The organism is Vibrio sp. Y176 (assembly GCF_033438945.1).
In genome coordinates this window covers 1-549 of sequence record NZ_JAWOQS010001021.1, presented here as the reverse complement: position 1 = coordinate 549, position 549 = coordinate 1, and the positions used below count along the sequence as shown (strand labels likewise).

Below are 549 nucleotides of genomic sequence, written 5' to 3'. Positions count from 1 at the left end.
AATCATAGGAATCAGCGGTATCATTGGGCCATGAGTACCGGCTAAGTTTGCGTTCGGGTTTAGGATGGCGGAAAACAGGATAACGAACAAAGCGCCTGCAATAAGCAGTTCGTAACGCACGTTTTCTGCAACGAACTCCGGAGATAAACCGAACTGAGCGGCAAAGGCCGCAACCATGGCGGTCACCATAACCACTTTTCCTATGGTGGCGGCTAACGCTGGTACCCAATCTTCGATTTCAATACTGTAATCACGCGATGGCAAATGAATACCCCAGCGACGAAAGCTCATAACGGTTAAATCATGGTTTAGAAAGTCTTCTCGGCTTTCAAATTCATGTGGTTTCTTGCGCACATCCCTGTAAAAAGTCTTACTTGAGTCAGACATTGAGTTATCCTTTTTTACGTTTCAAAGCTGAACCATCTCAACTAGAGTTTCGCGAGGTACACAAACCTTCGACCAATACGAGACCACACCCTAGCTGCTATCGAGCACCTTTATTGATTTGCACTTATTAAGCATGTGTTGCTATCGGTAGGAATATTAGAC

The 549-nt window shown here is 45.2% G+C and carries 1 protein-coding gene; it reads right to left on the bottom strand.

Features of this window, described 5'->3' with window-relative positions:
• Positions 1-387 (bottom strand): DUF3360 family protein (locus R7O13_RS29980; protein ID WP_318305605.1); only part of this gene is annotated, 387 nt, incomplete at its 3' end.
• Between the last annotated feature and the right edge of the window lie 162 nt (positions 388-549).